The sequence below is a fragment of the Nocardia sp. NPDC050412 genome (assembly GCF_044458825.1).
In the GTDB taxonomy this organism is placed as follows: domain Bacteria; phylum Actinomycetota; class Actinomycetes; order Mycobacteriales; family Mycobacteriaceae; genus Nocardia.
In genome coordinates, this window is the sequence record NZ_JBITIJ010000022.1 from 68,940 (window position 1) to 93,335 (window position 24,396).

The 24,396-nt window shown below is 65.0% G+C and carries 23 protein-coding genes and 1 pseudogene; 8 read left to right on the plus strand and 16 right to left on the minus strand.

Features of this window, described 5'->3' with window-relative positions:
* Positions 1–129: 129 nt before the first annotated feature.
* Positions 130–474: an MMPL family transporter gene (locus ACIBI6_RS37725; RefSeq protein WP_396959776.1), complete on the plus strand. Its 345-nt coding sequence runs from the start codon at positions 130–132 to the stop codon at positions 472–474.
* A gap of 297 nt (positions 475–771) precedes the next feature.
* Here the strand turns inward: ACIBI6_RS37725 and ACIBI6_RS37730 are convergent, their stop codons facing one another.
* Positions 772–2,316, minus strand: a complete 1,545-nt coding sequence (locus ACIBI6_RS37730; protein ID WP_396959778.1) for a phospholipase C — start codon at positions 2,314–2,316, stop codon at positions 772–774.
* Between the two features lie 344 nt (positions 2,317–2,660).
* A complete protein-coding gene (gene rpsA / locus ACIBI6_RS37735) occupies positions 2,661–4,130 on the minus strand; it encodes a 30S ribosomal protein S1 (protein ID WP_327097191.1) in 1,470 nt (489 codons plus the stop codon).
* Positions 4,131–4,421: 291 nt separating this feature from the next.
* Between rpsA and ACIBI6_RS37740 the strand changes: the two genes are divergently transcribed.
* Complete coding sequence (locus ACIBI6_RS37740; protein WP_396959780.1) at positions 4,422–5,276, plus strand: methyltransferase domain-containing protein; 855 nt, start codon at positions 4,422–4,424, stop codon at positions 5,274–5,276.
* Positions 5,277–5,279: 3 nt separating this feature from the next.
* On the opposite strand, the gene ACIBI6_RS37745 is transcribed toward ACIBI6_RS37740, so the two are convergent.
* On the minus strand, positions 5,280–5,861 hold the full coding sequence (locus tag ACIBI6_RS37745; protein WP_364359714.1) for a hypothetical protein: 582 nt from the start codon (positions 5,859–5,861) through the stop codon (positions 5,280–5,282).
* Positions 5,862–6,144: 283 nt separating this feature from the next.
* Complete coding sequence (locus ACIBI6_RS37750) at positions 6,145–6,732, minus strand: TetR/AcrR family transcriptional regulator (protein ID WP_396959783.1); 588 nt, start codon at positions 6,730–6,732, stop codon at positions 6,145–6,147.
* Positions 6,733–6,775: 43 nt separating this feature from the next.
* On the opposite strand from ACIBI6_RS37750, the gene ACIBI6_RS37755 reads away from it, so the two are divergent.
* On the plus strand, positions 6,776–7,672 hold the full coding sequence (locus tag ACIBI6_RS37755; RefSeq protein ID WP_364359723.1) for an SDR family NAD(P)-dependent oxidoreductase: 897 nt from the start codon (positions 6,776–6,778) through the stop codon (positions 7,670–7,672).
* A 77-nt stretch (positions 7,673–7,749) separates the two neighbouring features.
* On the opposite strand, the gene ACIBI6_RS37760 is transcribed toward ACIBI6_RS37755, so the two are convergent.
* From ACIBI6_RS37760 to ACIBI6_RS37770, 3 genes are all read right to left on the minus strand, one after another.
* Positions 7,750–7,920 carry a toxin-antitoxin system HicB family antitoxin gene (locus ACIBI6_RS37760; RefSeq protein ID WP_157187107.1) on the minus strand — a complete coding sequence of 57 codons (171 nt, stop codon included), beginning with the start codon at positions 7,918–7,920 and terminating at the stop codon, positions 7,750–7,752.
* 7 nt (positions 7,921–7,927) lie between these two features.
* The gene (locus tag ACIBI6_RS37765) at positions 7,928–8,812 is read right to left on the minus strand and encodes an SPFH domain-containing protein (protein ID WP_396959786.1); all 885 of its coding nucleotides are present in this window, start codon (positions 8,810–8,812) and stop codon (positions 7,928–7,930) included.
* Between the two features lie 84 nt (positions 8,813–8,896).
* Complete coding sequence (locus ACIBI6_RS37770; protein WP_364359730.1) at positions 8,897–10,261, minus strand: FAD-binding oxidoreductase; 1,365 nt, start codon at positions 10,259–10,261, stop codon at positions 8,897–8,899.
* Between the two features lie 71 nt (positions 10,262–10,332).
* On the opposite strand from ACIBI6_RS37770, the gene ACIBI6_RS37775 reads away from it, so the two are divergent.
* Positions 10,333–11,226 (plus strand): LysR family transcriptional regulator, encoded by an 894-nt coding sequence (locus tag ACIBI6_RS37775; RefSeq protein ID WP_396959788.1) that lies wholly within the window; start codon positions 10,333–10,335, stop codon positions 11,224–11,226.
* A gap of 2 nt (positions 11,227–11,228) precedes the next feature.
* Here the strand turns inward: ACIBI6_RS37775 and ACIBI6_RS37780 are convergent, their stop codons facing one another.
* The 4 genes from ACIBI6_RS37780 to ACIBI6_RS37795 form a co-directional block, all read right to left on the minus strand.
* Positions 11,229–11,981, minus strand: coding sequence for an amino acid ABC transporter ATP-binding protein (locus ACIBI6_RS37780; RefSeq protein WP_364359736.1), 753 nt, complete (start codon positions 11,979–11,981; stop codon positions 11,229–11,231).
* A gap of 89 nt (positions 11,982–12,070) precedes the next feature.
* Positions 12,071–13,033, minus strand: a complete 963-nt coding sequence (locus ACIBI6_RS37785) for an amino acid ABC transporter permease (RefSeq protein WP_364359739.1) — start codon at positions 13,031–13,033, stop codon at positions 12,071–12,073.
* Positions 13,034–13,036: 3 nt separating this feature from the next.
* Positions 13,037–13,900 (minus strand): ABC transporter substrate-binding protein, encoded by an 864-nt coding sequence (locus tag ACIBI6_RS37790; protein ID WP_364359766.1) that lies wholly within the window; start codon positions 13,898–13,900, stop codon positions 13,037–13,039.
* Between the two features lie 258 nt (positions 13,901–14,158).
* The gene (locus ACIBI6_RS37795) at positions 14,159–15,217 is read right to left on the minus strand and encodes an isocitrate/isopropylmalate family dehydrogenase (protein WP_364359769.1); all 1,059 of its coding nucleotides are present in this window, start codon (positions 15,215–15,217) and stop codon (positions 14,159–14,161) included.
* 104 nt (positions 15,218–15,321) lie between these two features.
* Here ACIBI6_RS37795 and ACIBI6_RS37800 point away from each other — a divergent pair, with 104 nt between their 5' ends.
* Together ACIBI6_RS37800 and trxA are read left to right on the plus strand one after the other, a co-directional pair.
* Complete coding sequence (locus ACIBI6_RS37800) at positions 15,322–15,843, plus strand: 2'-5' RNA ligase family protein (protein WP_364359742.1); 522 nt, start codon at positions 15,322–15,324, stop codon at positions 15,841–15,843.
* A gap of 68 nt (positions 15,844–15,911) precedes the next feature.
* Entirely contained in the window at positions 15,912–16,280 is a 369-nt protein-coding gene (gene trxA / locus ACIBI6_RS37805) for a thioredoxin (protein WP_062987048.1), read from the plus strand.
* 63 nt (positions 16,281–16,343) lie between these two features.
* Here trxA and ACIBI6_RS37810 read toward each other — a convergent pair whose 3' ends face one another.
* On the minus strand, positions 16,344–16,778 hold the full coding sequence (locus ACIBI6_RS37810; protein ID WP_364359746.1) for a 2-keto-3-deoxygluconate kinase: 435 nt from the start codon (positions 16,776–16,778) through the stop codon (positions 16,344–16,346).
* Positions 16,779–17,148: 370 nt separating this feature from the next.
* Here ACIBI6_RS37810 and ACIBI6_RS37815 point away from each other — a divergent pair, with 370 nt between their 5' ends.
* A complete protein-coding gene (locus tag ACIBI6_RS37815; RefSeq protein WP_364359749.1) occupies positions 17,149–17,481 on the plus strand; it encodes a DUF6191 domain-containing protein in 333 nt (110 codons plus the stop codon).
* 243 nt (positions 17,482–17,724) lie between these two features.
* On the opposite strand, the gene polA is transcribed toward ACIBI6_RS37815, so the two are convergent.
* Positions 17,725–20,469, minus strand: a complete 2,745-nt coding sequence (gene polA / locus ACIBI6_RS37820; protein ID WP_364359752.1) for a DNA polymerase I — start codon at positions 20,467–20,469, stop codon at positions 17,725–17,727.
* Positions 20,470–20,590: 121 nt separating this feature from the next.
* Here polA and ACIBI6_RS37825 point away from each other — a divergent pair, with 121 nt between their 5' ends.
* Complete coding sequence (locus tag ACIBI6_RS37825) at positions 20,591–21,007, plus strand: nuclear transport factor 2 family protein (protein WP_364359756.1); 417 nt, start codon at positions 20,591–20,593, stop codon at positions 21,005–21,007.
* Positions 21,008–21,020: 13 nt separating this feature from the next.
* Here the strand turns inward: ACIBI6_RS37825 and ACIBI6_RS37830 are convergent, their stop codons facing one another.
* The 3 genes and pseudogenes from ACIBI6_RS37830 to ACIBI6_RS37840 form a co-directional block, all read right to left on the minus strand.
* Entirely contained in the window at positions 21,021–22,031 is a 1,011-nt protein-coding gene (locus ACIBI6_RS37830) for a neutral zinc metallopeptidase (RefSeq protein WP_364359759.1), read from the minus strand.
* Positions 22,032–22,115: 84 nt separating this feature from the next.
* Positions 22,116–23,792 carry a DUF885 domain-containing protein gene (locus ACIBI6_RS37835; RefSeq protein WP_364359762.1) on the minus strand — a complete coding sequence of 559 codons (1,677 nt, stop codon included), beginning with the start codon at positions 23,790–23,792 and terminating at the stop codon, positions 22,116–22,118.
* 150 nt (positions 23,793–23,942) lie between these two features.
* Positions 23,943–24,332 (minus strand): annotated as a pseudogene (locus tag ACIBI6_RS37840) (ABC transporter ATP-binding protein); the annotation flags it as partial.
* Positions 24,333–24,396: the final 64 nt, after the last annotated feature.

Consider the following 24,396-nt stretch of genomic DNA (forward strand, 5'->3'; position numbering starts at 1 on the left):
CAGCGGCTCTCGACAATGTAGAAGTTCGCATCGGCGGTCAGCGACGTTCGCTGATGTGCCGCACCGGATTACCGCCTGCTTTCCCTGGGTGATCACGCTTGTTTGACCGTATCGCTGACATTCCCGATTGTGGCATTCCGCCGTATTGTGCTCGCGCTCATGGCAATTCTGCTCAACCTGCTGACTACCGGGGCCGCACTGGGCCGGACGGTCGCGGTATTCCAACACGATGTAAGCGAATCCGCGCTCGGCTTCCGCAGCACCGGATTCCTGGAGATGTATCTACTGATACTGGTATTCGCCGTATTGTTCTGTCTATCAATGGATTACGAGGTATTCCTGATCCGGCGGATGAAGGAATGCTGGGACGAGACCGGTGACGATGCCGCCGCGGTTCGGATGGACTGCAACGCACCGCCCGGCCGATCACCGCGGCGGCCGCCAGCATGGTCGCGGTTTTCGCGAGCTTCCTGACCGCAGGCGGGTCGACGGTATCGCCGCCACCGGCCGTGCGCAGCACATCCAGCACCCTTGGATCGGCCTCGTCGTAGAGGACGAGCATCTCCTTGGTGCCGAACTAAGACCGAACTCGGCGATACCCCGGCCGCCACCGCGACCCGCTCCACCGTCACATTGCGATACCCGTGCCCGTAGAACACGATCCAGCGCGACGCGCTGGATGCGGCTCATCATCTCGATCTTCCTGCGTTCCCAGGCGGTCCCGGTGAACTCGACGGCCGACTCGGACATCAGGGCGAGAATACCCGCAGCCTAACCTCGCACGATTCCGCTCGGACGGCGACGCGAACCAGATTGCTGGGTCGGCATCTGGTTGGGCGGCACCGGATACGGGACACCCGAAGTCGTGCTCCCCAGTGCCATATTCGGACCGCACTGGGCGATCGCGGCATCCATCTTCGGCTTCGGATCGCTCAGCACCGGCTTCGCCGTATCCGGGGTCGAACCGAAATCGAAGGCCGAGGTCATATCGCCGGTGACGCTGCGCCGCCACCGCGTCAGATTCGGCACCTCGACGCCGAAGCGGGTCTCGAGCAGTCGGAGCTGGGAGGTGTGATCGAAGGTCTCCGATGCGACCAGCCCGCCGCGGCTGTACGGCGAAATCACCAGGCCGGGAACGCGATACCCCAAACCGATCGGACCCGCGATACCTTTCGAAGCCTTCACCCGATCCAACGGCACTGTGACGAATTCGCCCGGCGTGCCCGCGGGCGCGGTCGGCGGGGTGACGTGGTCGAAGAAGCCGCCGTTCTCGTCGTAGCTGATGATCAGCGCGGTTTTCTCCCACACCTTCGGATTGGAGGTGAGGATATCGAGCAGTTGCACGATGCCATACGCGCCGAAGGCCGCAGGCAGCGCGGGATGTTCACAGTTGATCAACGACGGAATCACCCAGGACACAGCGGGCAACGTGTCGTTGGCGACATCGGCTTGAAAGTCGTTGGGGTACACCGGCGCAAGGCCGCGCCGGGCCAATTCGGAATTCGGATCAGTAGATTGGGTGAAACAGCCGAGCATGCCGTCCAGGATCACCGAGGACAGCGGGCCCGCATCGCGGTTGTTGTAGATCTTCCAGCTGACGCCCGCTTCGGAGAGGTTCTCCGGGTAGGTGCGCCAGCTGTAGACGTGCTGCGGGATCAATGTGGGTGTCTCCAGCAGCGGTCCACCCGCCACGCCATCCGGGTCGATGGTGGCGCTGATCCAGTACAGCCGGTTCGGATCCGTCGGGCCCAGGACCGAACAGTGGTAGTTGTCGCAGATGGTGAACGCATCGGCGAGTTCATGGTGGATCGGAATGTCCTCGCGCAGGTAGTAACCCATGGCCGCGGGCGCGTTGGCCGGGCCGACACTGGCAATGGACATCGGCATCCACTGATCGTTGGCGCCACCGTTCCAGGCCCGATGCATACCGCCCCAGCTGTGATCCGGATCGTTGATGCATTCACCGTCGAGTGTCGCGCCACGGGTGGTGTCGAGACGGAACGGGTTCACGAAGCCGTCCGGGGTCGGACCGATACCGGGCGTCCAACCGTACTGCTGCCAGGACTTGGATGCCTCACCGAAACCACGCACGCCGGCCATGGTGCCGAAATAGTGGTCGAAGGAACGGTTCTCCTGCATGAGCAGCACGAAATGCTCGATATCGCCGAGGCCGCCGGTCCCGGCCGGATCGGCGGCGTAGGCGCGTTCGATGATCGGATCGGCCCAGGACGCGAGTGCGCCCACCGCTCCGGCCGCGGCGGCCTTCGCCAGGAACTGTCTACGGTTGAGACCGCTGAACGGACTCGCTGCGCACATGCGTGGTGTTCTCTCTCGTCCGGGCTGATTCGTCGGGCTCGATCTTGCCAACGCGCTACCGACTCGCCTGCACCCTATCGCTAAGGCGTGCAGACATTCCGGTGAAATTGGTCAAATGTCCGACTGATCGCTATCGGCGGTTCACCGGTGCCGCGCAGTCCTTCTCGTCGACCTCGGCCGTACGCTCGCCCACCGGCCGTGCCGCAGACCATGTTTCGAGCACACCGGTCAGCGAGCAATCTGGTCTTGCCCGGATTGCTCCCCATGTCCGGGCACACTACCGATTGCCGCAACACGAAGGCCCCGGTCCAATCGGACCGGGGCCTTCGCTACTGCTCTACGAATCAGGCGTTGCCGGAGAGCTTCTCACGCAGGGCCGCGAGCTGGGCGTCGCTGGCGAGCGAACCGCCGGAGGACTCGGCCTGGCCGGAGGACGCCTGCGAACCGCTCTCAGAGGAGTAGTTGCCCGACGCGCCGCCACCGTTCGCGGCCTCGGCCGCGGCGTCGGCCGCCATCTTCTCCATCTGCGCGGTGTGCATCTTGTGGCGACGCTCCGCCTCGGCGTAGCGGCCTTCCCACTCTTCGCGCTGCTTGTCGAAGCCCTCGAGCCACTCGTTGGTGTCGGGATCGAAGCCCTCGGGGAAGATGTAGTTGCCCTGGTCGTCGTAGCTGTCGGCCATGCCGTACTTCGACGGGTCGAACTCGGCGTGGTAGTCCTCGTTCGCCTGCTTCAGCGACAGCGAGATCCGGCGACGCTCCAGGTCGATGTCGATGACCTTGACCATCGCGTCGTCGCCGACCGCGACAACCTGGTCCGGGACCTCCACGTGGCGCTCGGCCAGCTCGGAGATGTGCACCAGGCCCTCGATGCCCTCTTCGACGCGCACAAACGCACCGAACGGAACCAGCTTGGTGACCTTGCCCGGCACGATCTGACCGATCGCGTGGGTGCGGGCGAACTGACGCCACGGGTCTTCCTGGGTCGCCTTGAGCGACAGCGAAACCCGCTCGCGGTCCAGATCGACGTCGAGGACCTCGACGGTGACCTCGTTGCCGACCTCGACAACCTCGGACGGGTGGTCGATGTGCTTCCAGGACAGCTCGGAGACGTGCACCAGACCATCGACGCCGCCGAGATCGACGAACGCGCCGAAGTTGACGATCGAGGAGACCACACCCTTGCGGACCTGGCCCTTCTGCAGCTGGTGCAGGAACTCGCTGCGGACCTCGGACTGGGTCTGCTCGAGCCAGGCGCGGCGGGACAGGACCACATTGTTGCGGTTCTTGTCCAGCTCGATGATCTTGGCCTCGATCTCCTTGCCGACGTACGGCTGCAGGTCGCGGACCCGGCGCATCTCGACCAGGGAGGCCGGGAGGAAGCCGCGCAGACCGATGTCGAGGATCAGACCGCCCTTGACGACCTCGATGACGGTGCCCTTGACGGCCTCGTCCTTCTCCTTGAGCTCCTCGATGGTGCCCCACGCCCGCTCGTACTGCGCCCGCTTCTTCGACAGGATCAGGCGGCCTTCCTTGTCCTCCTTGGTGAGAACAAGAGCCTCGACCTCATCACCCACGGAAACGACCTCGTTGGGGTCGACATCGTGCTTGATGGAGAGTTCGCGAGAGGGGATGACGCCTTCGGTCTTGTAACCGATGTCGAGCAGGACCTCGTCGCGATCGACCTTGACGATGGTTCCTTCGACGATATCGCCGTCGTTGAAGTACTTGATCGTGGCGTCGATGGCGGCGAGGAAGTCCTCGGCGGAGCCGATGTCGTTGACGGCTACCTGCGGCGAGGTGACGGTGGTGGGCATATGTCGGTTTGCTCCGGACGGATTGTGGTCGGTTGCGGACATTGGAACTTTCGGTACGCTGCGATCTCACCGCGATGACGCGACGTGACGGACATAATGAACGTACCGCACGCGAACGCTTGTGAAACTCAGCACGGGTGTTGGCGTTACTTCTGTACAGTTGCCCCCGCAGATTGTTACTGCAATGACACCGGTACGGCAGTACCCATAGACACTCGCGCGTTCAGCGTACGCGACCTTGGTCCGGCCGGGCAAACCGGTCCCGACGCCACGCCGAGATAGTCTGACGGCGTGTCGGAAGATCGCCATACGCAGGCAAACGCACTGCTCGGGACCACCGCGACCGCGCGGACCAGAATCGGTTCGGCCGCCAGCCAGCAGGCCAGTCGGCGCTGGTGGGACGCCGATGCCGACCAGTATCACGAAACCCACGCCGACTTTCTCGGCGTCGACTCCCCCGAGGGCGAGTTCATCTGGTGCCCAGAGGGCTTGCACGAGGGCGATATGCATTTCCTCGGCGAACTCGCGGGTAAGCGGATCCTGGAGATCGGATGCGGATCCGCACCGTGTTCGCGCTGGTTGGCCGGACAGGGCGCGCAGCCGGTAGGACTCGATCTGTCCATGGGAATGCTCACGCGCGGACTCGCGGCAATGGCGGGCGGCGGGCCGAAGGTGCCGTTGGTGCAGGCGGGGGCGGAGGCACTGCCGTTCGCCGACGAATCCTTCGATCTGGCGTGTTCGTCCTTCGGCGCGGTCCCGTTCGTCGCAGACTCCGAACAGGTGATGCGCGAGGTTGCGCGGGTGTTGCGGCCGGGCGGTCGCTGGGTGTTCTCGGTGAACCATCCGATGCGCTGGATATTTCCGGACGACCCCGGACCCGCCGGCCTGACCGCCTCGATCCCCTACTTCGACCGCACGCCGTATGTAGAAGTCGACAGTGCGGGCACGCCGACCTACGTCGAACATCACCGCACCATCGGCGATCGGGTGCGTGAGATCGTCGCCGCCGGGCTGCTGCTCGACGACATCATCGAACCGGACTGGCCGGAGTGGCTGGAGCGGGAGTGGGGTCAGTGGAGCCCGCTGCGGGGTGAGTTGTTCCCCGGCACCGCCATCTTCGTCACCCACAAACCGGCCGACACCTAGTTCTCAGAACGCCGGCAGCGCCGCGAAGTTGGGATCGAGACGGGCGGCGGGGCAGGTATACGCCGCCCAGCGGCGGGCACGCGAGAGCGGATGGTCGGGGAAGCGCTCGTCCCAGCGCAGGTCATCGGCCGCGTTATAGGGCAGCGCGCCGTGCAGATCGGGTGCGTACGGATGGGGCGGGTACATATTGTCGAAGCCGATTTCCAGTGCGAGTACCGCCTCACGGATTCCGGTGGTGCCGGTCTCCGGGCAGAGGATCTGCAGCACCGCACTGCAAGTCGCCTTCGGCACGGTGAGCGAGGCGGCAATGACCACACCGGTCGGCTGATCCGGCAGCCGCATCTTCTGCAGCCGCAGCAGCGCGGGTTGCGAATCGATTCCGACGACGAAAGCCTCGATGAGACAACCGCTTTCGGCATGGATCTCGGCGAGCCTGCGCCGCAATGTTGTCAGGTCCGTCAGTGGCGCGGGCAGATCGGGCACCAGATCGAAGTAACTCAACTGCACGATGTCGCCAGTGGCAGGATCGCGCCACGCATTGCTGTCGAGCTGCTGTAATCCGCTGGTGTCGAACGAGATTGGCACCGGGTCACGCTACCTTGCCGCGCAGTCAGGACTGCTCGGCGAATCTCGCAGCCGCCGTTCGCCGCCGATGAACTCGCGGCGCTCTCGAGCCTGGCGGTGACCCCTGACCACCGGTTTGCGAACCGCATTCCGGCGCACGTTCGTAGCGCCCGGCGAACGTCTGCCGCGATCGGGCCCGCGGTGCTGATTCTGAGTTCGGACCCGCAGATGCAGTTGCAGACCGAGGCGGCCGCTGCGGCCGAATCCACACGATGAACCGATGCCGCCGACCGCTGGCACTGAATCAGGTACCGGCCGAACGGAATTCATCGAGTAGTGCGGCTCGTGCATCGCCGATGTGCGAGCCCAGGTCGCCGCCGATATGCAGCCAGATCTCGTAGCCCGCAAAGAAACAGGCCATGCTGACCTTGGCCCAGAGCAGCGGCCGCACATCGGTGCCCGCCGCTACACCCAAGCGGTGCGCAAGATGTTCGGCGACAAGGGATTCCACCGCATTGCGCTTGGCCAGCTCGCGGGCCTGCAAGGCCGGGTTGGCCGCGATCAGCACATCGCGGGCGCGGGCGTCGGCGAGACGGTCGGCGAAGCGGTCGACCAGCGGGCCGATGACCGCGGCCATGGTTTCCTCCGGGGATTCGTCGGACGGGCGCTCGGCCAGCAGACCGGCCAGTTCCGCCCGATGCTCGTCGTCCTCGGCAAACAGCAATTCATCCTTACTGGCGTAGTAGCGGTGCAGGGTGCGCGTCCCGACCTCGGCCTCGGCGGCGATATCCGCCACGGTCACGGCGTCGTATCCGCGCTCGACGAATAACCGCAGCGCGGCATCGGCGATCGCCCGCCTCGTCCGCTCCTTCTTTCGATCCCGCAACGACATCCGAGTATTGTCGCACAGCGCGCCATATGGCAGACTCTGCCATATGACAACAAGTGACAGAACTGTTGTGATCACCGGCGGCACCAGCGGCCTCGGCCGCGAATGCGCCAGGGCACTCGCCGCCGATCCCCGATGGACGGTCGTCGTGACCGGGCGTGACGCCGACCGGGCCCAGGCGCAGGCCGCCGCCATCGGCGCGCAGGCGGCAACGCTGGACCTCGCCGCACTGGCCTCCGTCGCCCATTTCGCCGACGAGTTCCGCAGGCGCGGACTACCTCCGCTGCGCGCACTGGTGTGCAACGCCGGACTGCAGTTCACCCGCCGCAGCTACACCGAGGACGGCGTAGAGGCCACCTTCGGCGTCAACCATCTCGGACACCTCGCACTGGTCCAAGCGCTGCTCGACGACCTGATCGCACCCGCGCGCATCGTCTTCGTCACCTCGGGCACACATAATCCGGATCAGTTCACCGGCATGCCCGATCCGCTGGATACCGATGTCCGCCAACTCGCCTACCCGCCCGAGTCGACAGAATCCGCACAGCGCGACGGCCGTCGCCGTTACAGCACATCGAAGTTGGCTAATCTGCAGACCACTTACGAATTGGCACGCCAGTTCCAGCCGCGCGGCATCACGGTGAATGCCTTCGATCCGGGACTGATGCCAGGCACCGGACTCGCCAGGGATGCCGGGGCGGCAGCCAAACTGTTGTGGCGCACAGTCGCTCGGGGTCTGGTGTTATTGCCCGGTGTGAATACACCGCGCCGATCGGGCGAGGATCTCGCGTGGCTTGTCACCGATCCATCGCTCGACAAGATGACCGGCCAGCACTTCGTTGGCCGTACCGCGAAACCTTCATCGAAGGCGTCCTACGACCGGGACGCGCAACACGCGCTGTACACCGACAGTCTCGAACTCCTCGGCGAACTCGCGCGCTGACACATCGTCGGAGACGAATGCCGGCGATGCCGAACACCCGTGGGCGTTCGGCATCGTTGCGGCAGAGCGTATTCCGGCTACTCCTCGGCCGGTTTCGCTTTCGGGCCGCGCCCTGCCTGTTTCAACGCAAGGCGCAGTGCGTACTCGATCTGGGCATTGATACTGCGCAGGTCGTCGGCGGCCCACTGGGCAATGGCCTCGTGTATCGCCGGGTCCAGGCGTAGCAGGATCTTCTTGCGCTCGGCCATGGGCGACTCAGGAGTAGAGCGAGCCGGTATTGACGACGGGTTGGGTGGCGCGGTCACCGCAGAGGACGACCAGCAGGTTGGAGACCATGGCGGCCTTGCGTTCCTCGTCGAGTTCGACGACGCCCTGTTCGGCGAGCCTGTCCAGCGCGAGCCGGACCATGCCGACCGCGCCCTCGACGATCCGGGTGCGCGCGGCGACCACCTGGGCCGCCTGCTGCCGCACGAGCATGGCCTGCGCGATCTCCGGCGCGTAGGCAAGGTGGGTGATCCTGGCCTCGATGACCTCGATGCCCGCCAGATCGGTGCGGTCACGCAGTTCGACGGTCAGTTCCTCGGCCACCTCGACCCCGTCGCGCAGGCTGGTGGCGTTCTGGTCGTGCGCGTCATAGGGGTGGGTCGTGGCCAGGTGCCGCACGGCCGCCTCGGACTGTGTCGCCACGTACTCTTCGTAGTCGTCGACCGAGAATGCGGCCTTGAAGCTGTCGACTACCCGGTAGACCACGACGGCGGCGATGTCCACCGGATTGCCGTCGGCATCGTTGACCTTGAGCTTCTGGGTCTCGAAGTTGCGCACCTTCAGCGAAATGCTGCGGCGGTCGGTGAGCGGCACCACGGAGTAGAAGCCGGGCTCGCTCAGTGAGCCGATGTAGCGGCCGAAGAACTGAACGACCTTGGCCTCATTGGGATTCACCACGGTAAGCCCGGTGGCCAACAGCAGGAGCGCGACCACCACCACGGTCGCGATGATCGCGCCGACCAGTGCGGGCACATTGTCGTTGTGCGCGGCCACGGCGTATCCGACGATGGCGCCGCCACCGATCAGGAGCGTAAGGACAAACCACGACACCAACACGAGAAAGCCGTTGACGTGGAACGCCGACCGAAGCTTCATGACATCCTCCGAGTATCAAAGTGATATCACTAAGATAGCACCAGACCCGCCCCGGGCAACAGATGCTCGGGGCGGTCGCGGCGGTCAGTTCGCGGGTGTGATGTTGCGGTTGAAGCGGAACATATTGTGCGGGTCGTACTTTGCCTTCAATGCGGCCAGCCGGGCGTAGGTTTCCGGTGCGTAGCCACCTCGGGTCTGCGCCTCGTCGGCGGCGGCACCCGCGCCGTAGAGGAAGTTCAAGCTGTGACCGACGGTCCACGGCGCGAGCGCCGCGCGGATCACCGCATGATCCTCGGGCGCGGCGTCACCCGCATCGGGTCCAGGCATGGTGATGATGCGAACGATGTAGTCGGCATCCCGGTTGTCCACGCTGATCCCCGCGGGACCACGCCTACTCAGCGCACCGCCGAGGTGCCGGATATCGACTACCGCCTGGATCGGCGATTCGGGTCCGGTGGCCTCGAGCAAGACCGACAAGGTTTCTCCGGTGAGCTCATCGAGCAGTGCATTGGTAGCGGCGTAGGCATGCGGGTGGTCGGGATCGCTGTGGATGGTGTGCGATTCGGTGTACGGCATGACCCGCAGGTCATCCTTCAGACGATCCCCGACGGCCCGCAACGGCTCGACCAAACGCTCGCCCTCGTCTACGGATCCGTTGTAGGCGATCCGGATCGACGCGACATAGCGCCCGCGCAGCGGTTCCGGAACCTGCGGAATGGGCGGGAAGGTCATGACGGTGACCGTCGAGGTCAGCTCGTCGGGCAGCGTTGCGGTCCAGTCCTTCCAAGCTTCCAGGGCCTGCTCGACCAGCGGGGTGTCGAAGACCAACTGACCGCCGTAGACGGTGGCGACCGGAACCAGCTCCAGTTCCAGCGCGGTCACCACGCCGAAATTGCCGCCGCTGCCGAGCACCGCGCCGAAGAGTTCGTCGCCGGGGGTCAGCGTGCGGACCCGACCGTCCGCCGTGACGATTTCGACGACGCGCACATGTTCGGCGGCGTAGCCGAATTGCCGTGCCAGCAGGCCCAATCCGCCGCCGAGGCTGTAGCCGACGACCCCGACCGACGGCGAGGATCCGTTCAACGGTGCCAGCCCGTACGGTGCGGCGGCTTCGACCAGCGCGCCCGCCCGCACTCCGGCGCCGATGCGGGCCGTACGCGTCGGCGGGTCGATCCGGATATCGGTCATCCGACGGGTGCTGATCAGCACACCGCCGTCGGCCGCGGCCGAAAGTCCGTGCCCGGTGGCCTGGACCGCGACCGGAAGTCCGTGGCGCGCGGCGTATTCCACCGCACTGCGCACATCCTCGATGTGTACCGCGCCGACGACCAGTGCGGGGCGGTGGCGGTACGCGGCCTGGAAACCGGCGACTTCTTCGTCGTATCCGGTGTCGCCGGGGCGGAAGACCGGGCCGGTGAAGGTGTCGATGATCTCTGCGGTGTTTCCCATGCCTTGAACGATGCCGCGTGCTGAGTCAGAAGTACAACAGATAGTTCTGCTTGTCCTTATAATCAGTAGTTATGGAACTGCGCCAACTCCGCTACTTCGTGACCGTGGTCGAGGAGGCCAACTTCACCCGCGCTGCGGCTCGGTTGCATTTGGCCCAACCCGGACTCAGCGCGCAGATCCGCCAGCTCGAACGTGAACTGGGACAACAACTTCTCGATCGCGGCGGGCGCTCGGTGACCTTGACCGAAGTGGGCGCGGCGGTGCTACCGCATGTCAGGACCGCGCTGGCGGCAACCGAGCAGATCACCGCGACAGTGGACGAATTCACTGGACTGCTGCGCGGACACGTCCGGCTCGGATGCATATCCGGCGCGGGCGACGAGGAATTCGATATCTCCTCGGTGCTGGCGGATTTTCACGACGACCACCCGCAGGTCGGCATCAGCCTGACCGAGGACACCTCCGAACGGATGCTCGCGGCGGTGCGCAGCGGTGAGCTGGATATCGCCCTGGTCGGGTTGACCGGCGCCGAGATCGGTGCCGAGATCGGTATCGATATTGTGCTCGATACGCCGGTGGTTGCGGCGGTCGCGCCGGACGGTAAGAAGGGTGCCGCGATCACGCTCGACCAGTTGCGCGAGCAACCGCTGATCTGTCTGCCGCGCGGCACCGGTATCCGCGGCGTCTTCGATCGAGCCTGTGCCGCAGCGGGATTCGAACCCGATATCGCATTCGAGGCCGCCGCTCCCCCGCTGTTGCTCCGGCTCGCCGCCCGCGGCCTCGGCATCGCGGTGGTGCCCGCGCTGACGGCCGAGGAGGCCGCCGCATTCGGCGTGCGGGTGCTGTCGATCACCGAACCGGAGCTGCGCGGACAACTCGCGTTGGCGTGGCGGCGCGATCGTCCGGGCAGTCCGGCGGCGAAAGTCCTACTCGGACAACTCCGTATCGGCCTGGGCCGGCGCTGAATTCACAGCAGTCGCGACAGGAATGCCTTGGTGCGTTCCTGTTTCGGGTCGGCCAGCATCTCGCGTGGATTACCCGCCTCCACGACCACGCCGCCGTCCATGAACACCAGTTGGTCGGCAACCTCACGGGCGAAACCCATTTCGTGGGTGACAACCACCATCGTCATTCCGTCGGCGGCGAGTTCGCGCATGACCCCGAGCACCTCGCCGACCAATTCCGGATCCAGTGCCGAGGTCGGCTCGTCGAAGAGCATCAGCTTGGGATCCATGGCCAGTGCGCGGGCAATGGCGACGCGCTGTTGCTGACCGCCGGAGAGCTGGGCCGGATAGGCATTCGCCTTGTCCCCCATGCCGACTCGGTCAAGCAACTCGTGTGCACGCGCCGTCGCGTCCGTCTTGCGCAGGCCCTTCACCTGGATGGGCGCCTCGACAATGTTCTCCATCGCCGTACGATGCGGGAACAGGTTGAAATGCTGGAACACCATGCCGATATCGCGGCGCTGCTTGGCCGCATCACGCGGGTGCAATTCGTAGAGTTTGCCGCCCTTTTCGCGATAGCCGATGAGGTCGCCGTCGACATAGAGCCGACCGGCATTCACCTGCTCGAGGTGGTTGATACAGCGCAGAAAGGTCGATTTACCCGAACCCGACGGCCCGATCAGGCACAGCACATCGCCACGCCCGACCTCGAGCGAAATGCCCTTGAGCACCTGCAGCGCACCGAAGTTCTTGCACACCCGATCCGCGAAAATCATCGGCTGTGTGTCAGTCGGCTCCACTTTGTCTGTCGTCCCGCTCATGCCTGCGAAAGCGGCCGTGTCCATTGTTCGCTCGCTACGCTCGCTCATTTCGCCTTCACAATCGTCTGAGCGTCGGCCAGTTGCTGCAGTTGCTTGGCGGTCAGCTGTCGCGAGGCACCCCTCGAGTAGTAGCGCTCCAGGTAATACTGCCCGATCATCAGCACGCTGGTGACCGCGAGATACCAAGTGGCGGTGACCAATAGCAGTGGAATCGGCTGGAAGTTCACACCGTAGATATCGCGGGCCCGCCCGTACAGGTCGGTGCTCAACGGGATCGCGGTGACCAACGCAGTGGTCTTCAGCATGCCGATGAGCTCATTACCGGTCGGCGGAATGATCACCCGCATCGCCTGCGGCAGCACGGTTCTGCGCATGGTCTGCGACCACGACATGCCCAGCGCCGTCGAGGCCTCGCGCTGCCCCTCGCCGACAGAATTGATTCCGGCACGGACGATTTCGGCCATATACGCGGCCTCGTTCAACGCGAGGCCGATCACTGCGAAGGCGAACGCGGCCTGCAATCCCTGGACGTCGATCCGAACGAACTCCGGCCCGAACGGCACACCGAGCTGGATCGACTTGTACAGCGACGGAAACAGACCCCAGAAGACCAACTGCACGAAAACCGGTGTGCCACGGAAAATCCAGAGATACACCCACGCCACGGCGCGCAACACCGGATTCGGAGACAGGCGCATCACCGCGAGCAACGCGCCCAGCACGATGGCGATCGCCATCGCGAGCACGGTCAGCTCGAGGGTGATCATCGCGCCGGAGGCGATCCGGCTATCGAACAAGTACTTTCGATAGGTTCCCCATCCGTACGCGGGGTTGGTGGCCGCGCCGTAGATGAAGAGCCCGAGCAGGGCCAGGATGATCGCCGCAGCGATCCAGCGGCCCGGCCTGCGTAGGGGAACGGCCTTGATCGGCTCCGGTTCTGCCGCGTCGATCGGCCCGCCGGGCCCGGTGTTGTCGCCGGGCGCCGACGTGATTTCGGATGACGACATCGATCAGCTCTCGGCGCCGTTGATGACCGACTTGGTGATCGCGCCTTCCTGCACACCCCAGTTCTTGGTGATCTCCAGGTACTTGCCGTTATCCATCAGGTGCTGGACGGCGGCCTGCAGCGCCTTGCCGAGCGCCGAACCCTTGGGAATGGCCCAACCGTAGGGCGCGGAATCGAAGACCTTGCCCGCCGCTTCGATCTTGCCGTCGCTCTTCTTGATCGCATACGCGGTAACCGGCGAATCCGCCGACATCGCGTCGACCTGGCCGAGCACCAGCGCGTTGGTCGCCGCGCTCTGCTCGTCGAACGGCTTCTTATCGATGGCGGGCTTGCCCTCCGCCTCGCACTTCTTACTGCGCGCCGGAATTTCGTCGGTGTCCTGAACCGTGGTGGCCTGCACTGCGACCCGCTTACCGCAGGCGTTTTCCGGGTCGATCGGTTTACCCGTCTGTTGCGCCCACTGGCTGCCCGCGTTGAAGTAAGTGGTGAAGTCGACGCTCTGTTCGCGTTCCTTCGAGTCGGTGATGGAGGACATGCCGACGTCGTAGGTGCCCGCCTGGATCGCGGGAATGATCTTCTCGAATGAGGATTCGACGTACTCGGCCTTGAGGCCGAGGGTCGCGGCGACCGCGTCCATCAGGTCGACATCGAAACCGACGATCTTGCCGCTCGGATCCTTGTACTCATTGGGCTGATACGGGACATTGACTCCGACGACGAGCTTGCCCGACTGCTTGATCTTGTCCGGGAGTAGCGCGGCGGCCGTGTCGAACTTGTCGATCCCCTGTACCTTCACCACCGAGGGCGAGTTGTCCTCGGTGTTACTACAGCCCGACACCGCCAGCACACCACCGGCGAGTACGCACATCGCTTGCAGGGCGCGCCTGCCAAGAACCGATCGAACAGACACAGCAGCCCTCCACATTTCGGATCCGAGAAACCCGGGCGTCACCACCCGTTTGGCAATCTAAGCGATCGTGGCGTTTCGTGCTGGACAGTAACGGAAGATTATCCGTTCTGTGCGGAACACTCCGAGCACAGCAAACACTCAGGCACCGGCGGTGGACCCTACCGGACGGTCCGATGTTCGAATGAGTTGGGTTCCGGGTCGCCTCACCGATCCCAGTCAGCGCCGGTGCACCCTGGCGCAGACCTGCTCGGTGAATTCGCTGGTCGAGGCAAGACCACCCAGGTCGGCGGTGGCGATGCCCGCGGCGAACGCGGCAGCGACGGCACCTTCGATGCGTTCACCCGCCTTCGACAGCGCGCGGTTGTTGTCGCGAATTCCCAGCCAGTGCAACAACATTGCCGCCGAGAGCTGTAGCGCCGCCGGATTTGCGCGATTGTGTCCGGCCAGGGTCGGTGCGGCGCCGTGTACCGCCTGTGCCATCGCCTTGGTCGCCGAGCAGTTGAGCGATGCGGCGATGCCGAGCGAGCCGCTGAGTTCGCCGGCGAGATCGGAGAGGATATCGCCGAAGAGGTTCTCGGTGACCAGCACGTCGTAGTCGCGGGCCGCACGGACCAGATGGGCGGCGGCCGCGTCGACGTGTTCGTCGTCGACCTCGACGCCCGGATAGGCGTGGGCGACGTCATAGCAGACGTCGCGGAACAGGCCCATGGTCATGGGCAGCACATTGGCCTTGTGCACGATGGTGACCCGCTTGCGACGCGCGGCCGCGAGCCGGAAGGCCTCATGCGCGATCCGCTCGCAGGCTTGGCGGGTGATCAGGCCGACCGCCATCGCCACATCCGGGGTGGGCCGGAACTCGCCCGACCCGGCGAACATATTGCGGTCGGCGTAGAAACCCTCGCTGTTCTCCCGGACGATCACCAGGTCGATGTCGGGAGCGTTCGCCTTGATTCCGGCGAAGGCACGCGCGGGGCGGATATTCGCGTAGAGACCGAAGCGTTTGCGGATGGCGCCGCCTGGTGCGATTCGAAGTTCGGGCGGGTAGGCGGCATTGTCGTGCGGACCCAGGATCCAGGCATCTAGTTCGTCTAGGGCCGCGAGGGTCTGCTCGGGCAGCGGATCGCCGAATTCTTCGATGGCGCGCTGCCCCATCGGCAATTGCACCCAGTCGACCGAGGCCGCGCCGGCCGCGGTCAGTGCTTCGTCGACCACCACGCGGGTGGCGCGGACCACCTCCGGGCCGATGCCGTCACCTTCGATGAGGCCGAGACGCATACGGTTCACCGGGCCATCCTCCCGCGACAACGTTCGTGCACCGACAACTGGGCCGCGTGTTCGCCGCCCATCGAGCCGCGCGGGCGGCTAACCTCTCGTGAACTATGGTGCAGTCGGTCGAATTGCTATTGGACGATGTGGCCGATGCGGAGATCCGGCGGCAGTGGCAGTTGCTCACCGATGCCGGCATCCCGAGTTCGGCCGGTAAGCATGCCGAAACCAATCGACCACATATCACCGTCGCGGTGGCCAGGCAGATCTGGCCGCGCATCGATCACGCACTGGATCAACTGAGTTTCCGGCCGATTCCGATAAGACTGGGCGGCCTGCTCGTCTTCGGTGCGCGCAATCCGATCCTGGTCCGGTCGGTGGTGCCGTCGGAACAGTTGCTCGCACTGCAACGTCGGATCTTCTCGGTCGTGTCGCCATGTCCCGGCATACCGTCGAATGCGCAACCCGACGAGTGGACGCCACATATCACGCTGGCCAGACGGGTGCCGCCACAGCATGTGGGCGAGGCGATCCATGCCGTAGCCAGGGACCGTGATTTTCCCGCGACCGTGGTGGGTATCCGGCGTTGGGACGGCGATCAACGGCGCGAATGGCCGGTCGCCCGAGGAAGATAGCGGCACCGCCGGAAGATATATAACGAGCCGGACGTTATAGCTGGCGACAATCGACACGAGAGGACGTCATGGCCACCCAGACGCTGAACCAACAGAATTTCGATGAGATCGTCACCGGAAACGACGTGGTACTCGTCGATTTCTGGGCCGACTGGTGCGGTCCGTGCAAGAGCTTCGCGCCAACCTTCGAGGCCTCCTCGGACAAGCATCCCGATGTCGTGCACGGCAAGGTCGACACCGAGGCCGAACAGGGCCTGGCCGCAGCCGCCAACATTCGCTCGATTCCGACCATTATGGCGTTCCGCGAGGGGGTGCTGGTCTTCGCGCAGCCCGGCGCACTGCCGCCCGCCGCGCTGGAGGATCTGGTCACCCAGGTGAAGGCGCTGGACATGGACGAGGTGCGCAAGCAGCTCGCCGAGCAGCAGGCAGATCAGTAAACTGCACCACCGGGCCGTTCACATTCCGCGGAATGTGAACGGCCCGTTGCGTTTTCGCCTCGCTCAGGCGCCCAGCTTGTTGACGCCCGCGATCATGGCGCGGACCGTCGATTCGGCCCCGTCGTCGGCCAGGGCCGCGCCCCAGCCGCGCCTGCCGTTGCATTCGCACTGCACGAACGTCGCGGTGCCGGCAGCGGTGCGGCGCTGGTGGAATTGCAGGATTTCGACCGGATAGCCCTCGTCATAGAGGGCCGAGGTCATCGCGGCGACCGGGCTGCCGGTGGCGATCACCGTGCGCAGGTGGTCGGCGAATTCCAGGGTGGCCGTGAACTCCGCGCTCCGATTGCCAGCGGGCGACCAGTCACCGACCCGAATCGGGCCGATGTGCTCGCCATAGCGGTGGTGGAATTGCGCGGGTGTCAGATCGGCGCATTCGGCGCGCAGCGCCTTGGGGGCGGCGGCGATGAACATGTTGGGGTCAAGGGTCAGAATGGTCATTGTGCGGAGGTCTTCCCGAGGATTGTCTTCTCAATTGACAGAGGGGACCAGCAGTAAGTAATCAGTAGCCCGCAGCGAGGGGGCCGGTCCGAATCAGACCCCGCTACGGCGGGTTACTACGAGAAGTCGCCGGGTTGCCACCATCGCGGTAAGCGGAATTAGCACTGCGCTGTCGCGGTCTGCGACGTGGAGCGCGGCGCTGTGGCGGTCGGCGGGATTCGGCACGCGGACCAGAATAGGGCGATCCGGACGCAATGGCAACCACATTCCTCGCCCGTCGTGCCTACTCGCGAGTATCATCCTCGCAGCTCAGGGGGTGTAGTACCGAGGTGGATGGCAGGCCGCGGCACGCGGCGGTACTTTCGGTCACATGGGTGCCCTTGTCGCCATGACCATTCCCGGGTTGGCCATCCTGCTGATCGGACTCGCATTCGTCGAGGTGCTGTGGAATCGACTCACCGGTAGCCGGATACTGCCTTGGTTCAGACACCGCAAGCACACGCCGGTCGCGGCGACCGGATTCGAACAAGTGGCCGCGGCATTTCAAGGTTCGAAGCATCACGAATTCGAGCAGCGGCAGACGGCACTGATGCATAAGGAAGACAAGTCGGATGGGGCCCCGCCGCGCGATGAGATCGACCTGCGCACGGGGTCGGCGAAGCTGGTGCGGCGTCATTCGTACATGAACGATCCTGCGGTCTGACGTAGTACCCGCACAGTCGCCAAAGCTGTCCCCGGGGACGATTTCACTATCGATCTCGGCCCGAGCCGGATGTGCGCTGGTTGTCGGCACGACCCAGGCAATCGGTGTAACCAGTTGCGGCTCCGCTATTTTCGTCTCAGGTCCAGGATCTATCAGCAGGCTGCCATACAGTGCGAACCGCTGGCCAACGGACGCTGAAACGCGTTGCGGCACACCGGAAATCCGGTGTGCCGCAATCACCGCTCAGTGCGCGGCGGAATCCCAGCTGCGGCCGGTGCCGACGGAGACGTCCAACGGGACCGACAGCGTGATCGCCGAGGACATCTGTTCGCGGGCGAGTGCGTCCAGGGCGTCGCGCTCCCCCTCGGCGACCTCGAAGACCAGTTCGTCGTGGATCTGCAGCAGCATGCGCGAGCGCAGGCCCGCCGCCTCGATCGCCTTGTGCACGTTGATCATCGCGACCTTGATGATGTCGGCGGCGGTGCCCTGGATGGGCGCGTTGAGGGCCATGCGTTCGGCGGCCTCGCGGCGCTGACGGTTGCTGGAGTCCAGATCGGGCAGGTAACGACGGCGGCCGAAGAGGGTTTCGGTGTAGCCGACCTTGCGTGCCTGTTCCACCACCTCGTAGAGGTAGTCGCGAATGCCGCCGAAGCGGTCGAAGTAGACCTCCATCTGCTCCTTGGCCTCCTGCGTGCTGATCTTCAGCTGCGTCGAAAGACCGTAGGAGCTCAGGCCGTACGCGAGACCGTAGGACATCGCCTTGATCCGACGCCGCATTTCGGGTGTCACCTCCGACAGCGGGATATCGAAGGCCTTGGACGCGACGAAGGTGTGCAGATCCTCGCCGGAGTTGAAGGCCTCGATCAGGCCCTCGTCACCGGAAAGGTGGGCCATGATGCGCATTTCGATCTGGCTGTAATCCGCGGTCATCAGCGATCGATAGCCGGGGCCGACGACGAAGGTATCGCGGATCTGGCGGCCGGTATCGGTGCGGATCGGGATGTTCTGCAGATTCGGCTCGGTCGATGACAGCCGGCCGGTGGCGGCGATGGTCTGGTTGAAGGTGGTGTGGATGCGACCATCGTCGGCGACGGATTTGAGCAGTCCGTCCACGGTGACCTTGAGCCGGGTTGCGTCGCGGTGTTCGAGCAGATGCCGCAGGAATGGATGCTCGGTCTTCTCGAACAGCGATTCCAACGCGTCGGCGTCGGTGGTGTAGCCGGTTTTGGTGCGCTTGGTCTTCGGCATATCGAGTTCGTCGAAGAGCACCACCTGCAGCTGCTTGGGTGAGCCGAGGTTGATCTGCTTGCCGATCACGCCATAGGCGGCATTGGCCGCATCGGTGACCTTATCGGCGAATTGGCGCTGCAGGGCCTCGAGCTGGTCGGTATCGACTCCAATGCCCGCATTCTCCAATTCGGCGAGCACGCCGAGCAGCGGCAGTTCCATATCGTCGAGCAGTGCGCTGGATTCGATCTGGCGCAGTTCGCCGTCGAGTGCCTCGGCCAGGTCCAGAACCGCTCTGGCGCGCAGCATTTCGCTCTGCGCCAGCTCGGCGTCCACGGTGTCGGCATCGTCGAGCAGCGACAGCTGCGGGGTTTCGGCGGTTTCGGCACGCAGTTCGCGGTGCAGATAGCGCAGCGAGAGATCGTCGAGGTTGAAGCTGCGTTGGCCGGGGCGGACCAAGTAGGCGGCCAGGGCGGTATCGCTGGTCAGACCGGCGAGGGTCCAGCCGCGGCCGCGCAGCGCGTGCATTGCGGCCTTGGCCTCGTGCAGCGCCTTCGGCACGGCCGGATCAGCCAGCCAAGCGCCGAGTGCGACTTCGTCTTCCGGGGTCAGCACGGAGACATCGATGTAGCCGCTCTCGCCGTCCGCGGCGGCGATGGCGAGTGCGCGTGTATCGCCATTGCCCGGCGTGCCGGTGCCGACCACCGAAATACCATGGCGGACACCAACTTTCGCATGTTCGGCGAGCCACGCGGCGACCGCGCCGACCTCGAGCGCGCCGCCGCTGATCTCGAAGCCGGCTTCGGCCTCGGGCTCCGGCGGCGCGAGGGTTTCGAAGAGCCGGTCGCGCAGTACCCGGAACTCCAGGTCGTCGAAGAGCTGGTGGATCTTATTGCGATCCCATGGCTGCTGAGCCAACTGGTCGGGGGTGTAGGGCAGCGGGACGTCGCGAACCATCTCGGTGAGCTGGCGGTTGAGTACCACACTGCTGAGGTTGGCGCGCAGCGCGTCGCCGACCTTGCCCTTCACCTCGTCCACCTTGTCGACGAGGGTGCTCAGATCGCCGTATTCGCGAATCCACTTGGCGGCGGTCTTCTCCCCGACACCCGGAATGCCGGGCAGATTGTCGCTCGGGTCGCCGCGCAGGGCCGCATAGTCCGGGTACTGCGCCGGGGTGAGCTGGTATTTCGCCATCACCTCATCCGGGGTGAACCGGGTGAGATCCGAGACGCCTTTGCGCGGGTAGAGCAGCGTGACCTCATCGCTGACCAGCTGGATGGCATCACGGTCACCGGAGACGATCAGGACGCGAAAGCCCTCGGCGACGGCCTGGGTCGCGATGGTGGCGATCAGGTCGTCGGCCTCGAAACCCTCGATCGCCATCACCGGGATGCCCATGGCGCCGAGCACATCCTTGGTGAGTTCGACCTGGCCGCGGAACTCATCGGGCGTCGCATTGCGCCCCGCCTTGTACTCCGGGTATGCCTCGGTGCGGAAGGTCTTGCGATTGACGTCGAAGGCCGCGGCGATATGCGTCGGCTTCTCGTCGCGCAACAGGTTGATCAGCATCGCGGTGAATCCGTACACTGCATTCGTGGTCTGCCCGGTGACCGTCTTGAAGTTCTCCGCGGGCAGCGCGAAGAATGCGCGGTAGGCAACCGAATGTCCGTCCAACAGCAACAACGTCGGCCGCTCACCACCCATGTCACTGGCTGCTCCGGGCACGGCACTGGAACGCTGATCAGTAGTCGCTGGGGTCACGTGCAAGAGTCTAGGGAGCCCCACCGACAATCCACAGCCGCGGCACCCCCTTGTTATGCGAGTCCAGCGAGCCGTCCGATTTCCGCCGGAAGCGGTACGCCGCGGCGACCATGATTTCCCGGTGACCACAACCCGCGCAGCACTGCAGAACTTCTTCGCCGCCGAAGCCGCCTACATCACCGACGGCGCGAACTTCGATGCGATGGCCGCCTGCTTGGCCCCTGATGTCGTCATGTACCAGGCCGAGCACCTCCCTTACGGCGGCGAATGGCACGGCCCCGACGGCATCGAGAACTTCATGGCGGCGATGAGCCGGACCTGGGCCGCACTGGAGTTCCTCGAGCAGCGATTCGTAGTGGACGGCAACACAGTGGTCATCTACAACCGCGGCCGCATGCTGGCCCGTGCCACCGACCGCATGCTGGAGACCTCGGTGATGCAGCTGATGACCTTCCGCGACGGGCTGATCGTCGAGATCCGGCCGTTCTATCTGGACACCGCGGCCGTCGTCGAGGTGCTGACCGACGCGCACCGCTGATAGAAGCACGCACTCATTCCACGTGCGCCGGGGAGCTGTACCAGGTGTTGCACTCCCAGGTATCGCCCTTGTCGGAGCCCCATTTCCACCAGCCCCACACATTTTCCTCGGTGCCCTGCATCCGTGGATCGCGGGTGGCGTGGCCCTTCTGGACGGCGTGGGAGGCTTCGGTCCAGGTTTGTTCGTCGATATCGGCGCGGCCGAAGTTGGTGCCGAGGAACATGCCGGAGAAGCAGCGGGCCTGCAGTTCCATGCGGCGGCTTTGTTCGCGACCGGCGGTGGTGTCCTTGCCGACGGTCGAACGCTTTTCGTTGTAGGCCTGCATGACGCCGATCAGGTTCTGCACGTGGTGGCCGTATTCGGTACTGAGCACGGCCAGTTGGGCGCCGCGGCGCGATCCGCTGGACAGCGGTCGCATGGCGTCGTACGGCAGAACCAAGGTTTCGTCGAGCGCGCAATAGAACGTTGTCGGGCCGTTGCGCAGCCGCTGCACGCATTGGCTTGCCACCTCACGGGATTCGCTGGGGGCGAGTAGCAGCGGCGGATGGAACGGAAGTCCGGCGCCGCGCAGCGTCGGTTCCCAGGACGCGTCCAGGCAGGCGATCGCGGCCCGGTAGAAGGCCCGCGCCGACTCCGGATCATCGTGCCAGGTGGGCAGTTTGCAATCGACCCTGCCGAGTCCGACGTGCTGAGCGAAGAGCGGATGGTCGGCCAGTGCCTGCACCGCGCGGCTCGACGTCACCGGCATCCCGGCCGGCGATAGCCCGGCCAACGGCGCGAAGGCGACCGGGGGCGCCCCGTCGCCGATCGGATTCGCCGCGTCGGGCAGGGCACCGGTGAATCCCGGCGACATCGAATTACCGGAAGCCGCACGCGCAGTACGCATTTCACCCTGACCAGTGGAATATCCGGTCATCAGCAGACCCGTCGCGGTGAGCGCACCGACCACGCCGAGCACCAGCCAGATGAGCACGATGCGATTGCCGCGCAACGGACCGAGCCGAGAGCTGAACGTGCTGTTCATGACCTACCTAGAGAGCTCGATCACCGCACATTCATTGGACTCCCGCCCGGACTGGCCCGCAACTCGAGGAACCGCTCAGCGGGGTCACAGTGTGGACACGAGTTCGCGCAGCACGGGCAGGCTGACCGAGCCGGAGCCCAGCACCACATCATGGAATGCCTTGATGTCGAAATCGGCACCGAGTCGTTCGGCGGCCTGCCGACGCTGCCGACGAATCTCGAGCTGACCGACCTTATAGGCCACGGCCTGACCGGGAATCGCGATGTAGCGATCGATCTCGACCTCGATCTCGGCCAGCCCGACCGGCGCGTTGGCCACCATGAAATCAATGGCCTGCTGGCGGCTCCAGCCCTTGGCGTGGATTCCGGTATCGACGACGAGTCGGCACGAGCGCCAGGAATCGGCGGCCAACATGCCTATGCGCGCCAGATCATCGTCGTATAAACCCATTTCGTCGGCGAGTCGTTCGGTATAGAGCGCCCAACCCTCGACGAAGGCGGTATTCGCGAACGACTGCCGTTGGAACCGCGGCAGCTGATCGAGCTCGTTGGCGATGGTGAGCTGCAGATGATGCCCTGGAATGGCCTCGTGATAGGCCACCGCCGCTGTCTCGTAGCGGCTGCGGCCGGTGGGTTCGTGCTGGTTGACGAAGTAAGTGCCCGGCCGGGAGCCGTCCGCGGCGGGCGGAAAGTAGTACGCCGCAGGCGCATCCGCGGCCAGGAAGTCCGGCACCGGGGAGATATCGCAGGATTCCTTGGGCAGGCGGCCGAACCAATTGCCCATCTCCGCGATCGCCGCGCCGAGCGCGCGTTGCGCATCGGCCATTATCTCCTCGCCACTGACATAACGCAGTTCGGGATCCTGGCGCAGACGGGTGAAGATTTCGGCCGTATCGGTGGTGCCGAACAGTCGGGTACCGATTGCGGTGTATTCCGCACGCAGCAGCACCAATTCGGAAAGGCCGAGTTCGTGGATCTCGTCCGCGCCGAGATCGGGCAGGGTGGTGTGCCGGCGCAACTGCCGCCGGTAAATGTCCTCGCCGTCGGCACCGAGCCAGCACAGGCCGCATTTATCGTCGGGACGGGCGGCGGGCAGCAGTTCGTCGGCCAGAACGTCTCGATAGCGTTGGAAGGCAGGGCGGATCACCTCACGCGCGACCTCGGTGAGTTCGGCACGCCAGGCGGCCGCACCATCCCAGTCCACCGGTCCGGCGAATGTGGTGAACGGATCGGTGGCGATATCGGAGGCCAGGTAGCCGTCGAGTTGGTTGAGCGAGCGTTCGATGGTGATGCGCGCGGGTGTGCGGCCCGCCGCCGAGCCGTTGCGGAACTGTTGGACCGCCTGGTCGAGCAGTGTGTCGAATTGGCGATGGCGCTGCACCAGGGCGCGCGCGTGTTCGGGCTCCGGCGCCTTGATCTGGGGCGCCATCATCAGCATTCCGGCGTGCACACCGTCCATCTGCTCCGACGCCAGTTCGGTCGGCCGCCACGCCAGATTGTCGATGGCCGAATCCAATTCGGTGCGCAGCAGACTGCGCGTGATCCGATCGGTTCCGTTCAGTTTTTCGGCATCGAGGCCGTCGACCTGATCGCGCAAATCACGCAAGGTCACCAGCAGCCGCTGCTCGGCTTCGGGCGAGAGATCCTCGACGCGGTCGTCGAAGCGGTGGTCGCCGAGCAGGGTGGCCGTGCTCGGCGCGGCCGCCAGCACGCTGTCCCAGTAGCGGTCGGCCAGATTCGTCAGTTCGTCATGCCCGTCCACAGCGCCATTCCTCCAGTGGTGGTCGTTGGGCGCGCCAGCGCCCAACACTGGCCAGCCTCTGATGGGCACGGCGAAGACCGAGCGCCAACTCAGCCTTCGCCGTGCACATCCCGCCATCATGCCTCGAGGCGGCCACGGACGGTCCGACTTCTAGCCCACGCCCAGGTAGGCCGACTTCACGGCGGGATCGGTGAGCAGATCCCCGCCGATACCGCTCTTGGTGACCTCACCGGTCTCCAGAATGTAGGCGCGGTCGCTGCGGGTCAGCGCCTGCTGGGCATTCTGCTCGACCAACAGCACGGTGGTGCCCTGCTGGTTGATCTCACTGATGATCCGGAAGATCTGCTGAATCACCATGGGCGCCAATCCCATCGACGGTTCGTCCAGCAGCAGCAGGCGCGGTCGAGCCATGAGCGAGCGGCCGATGGCCAGCATCTGCTGCTCACCGCCGGAGAGCGTGCCGCCGACCTGCTTGCGTCGCTCGGACAGCCGCGGGAACAACTCGAAGACCCACTCCAGCGTCTGGCCGTATTCCGCCTTCTGGTGTAGAGTCCCTCCGGTTCACCCCCGAACCCCGGTTTTAAGCAGGAGGGGGGAGAAGGCC